This window comes from Streptomyces phytophilus (assembly GCF_013870535.1).
Classification (GTDB): Bacteria; Actinomycetota; Actinomycetes; order Streptomycetales; family Streptomycetaceae; genus Streptomyces; species Streptomyces phytophilus.
This window is the reverse complement of the sequence record NZ_JACBXC010001706.1, coordinates 1-1,049: the sequence shown is the minus strand read 5'-3', so window position 1 is coordinate 1,049 and position 1,049 is coordinate 1. Positions and strand designations below refer to the sequence as shown.

Sequence of the window (1,049 nt, the reverse complement as noted above, 5' to 3'; positions counted from 1 at the left end):
GCGGGGCTGCCCGGCCGCAAGGTGCTGGAGCTGCACGGCTCGTCCCGCACGGCGGTGTGCACGGCCTGCCCGTGGCGCGGGCCGATGGCGGAGACGCTGCGCCGGGTGGCGGCCGGGGAGCCGGACCCGCCGTGCCGGGAGTGCGGCGGGATCCTGAAGTCGGCGACGGTGATGTTCGGCCAGCACCTGGATCCGGAGGTGCTGGCCACGGCCGTGGCGGTGGCCGAGGCGGCGGACGTCTTCCTGGCGGTGGGCAGCAGCCTCCAGGTCCAGCCGGCGGCCTCCCTCGCGGGCCGCGCGGCGGCCGCGGGAGCCCGGCTGGTCGTCGTCAACGCCGAGCCCACCCCGTACGACCACCTCGCGGCCGAGGTGGTCCGCACGCCCATAGGCGAAGCCCTGCCGCCCCTGCTGGCCCGCCTCTCGCCGTCTCCCGGGTAGAGCGATTGAAGATCGAGATCATCCTCGCCGCCCTCTCCTAGCTGGCGCTCGCGATATCCCTGGCCACCCTCTGGCAGAGCCACCTGGCCAGGTTCAGGCCCCTCTCGGTCGCGGGGCCGCTGAAGCTCCGGATCTACCGGTTCGAGGGGGACGGGGAGACCTGGTACATCCCGCAGGTCGACTGCCAGACGACGATCACCAACACCGGTGCGCGGGCGGGGAAGGTAGTCGGTCTGCGGATTGTCGCCCGCTACCCCCTCCTGCCGATACCCGACGCGCACGAGGTCTTCTACGGCTGCTCGGAGGTCGACACCGGGCCGTTCCGGGAGCACGAGTCGAACCGGCTCGACTGGCTCGCACGGGCAAACCCGCGGGACGCCGCGCCCTTCATCCTGATGGCCCGCTCCAGCTCCACCAAGCACGTGGTCTTCGACAGGAGATGGGACGCGCCGGTCGTCCAGGGGAGGATCGAGTTCTCGCTGGAGATGCTCGCGAGTCCGCGGGCGAGATGGGTCCCGGTGGAGAAGTGGACGCACCGCCTCGGGCGGCCGGACGCCCCGCGCGCGGCGCCCCTTCCGGCGCAGGAGGGGCGGCGCCGGACGGCGCTGAGG

General features: G+C 73.4%; 1 protein-coding gene and 1 pseudogene. Both read left to right on the top strand.

All coding sequences use genetic code 11. The features are described 5' to 3' along the window. The coding region (locus H5J30_RS35395) for a Sir2 family NAD-dependent protein deacetylase (protein ID WP_309505729.1) at positions 1-438 on the top strand (438 nt) is incomplete at its 5' end. Positions 439-833: 395 nt separating this feature from the next. Next, positions 834-1,049, top strand: a pseudogene (locus tag H5J30_RS37275) (hypothetical protein); the annotation flags it as partial.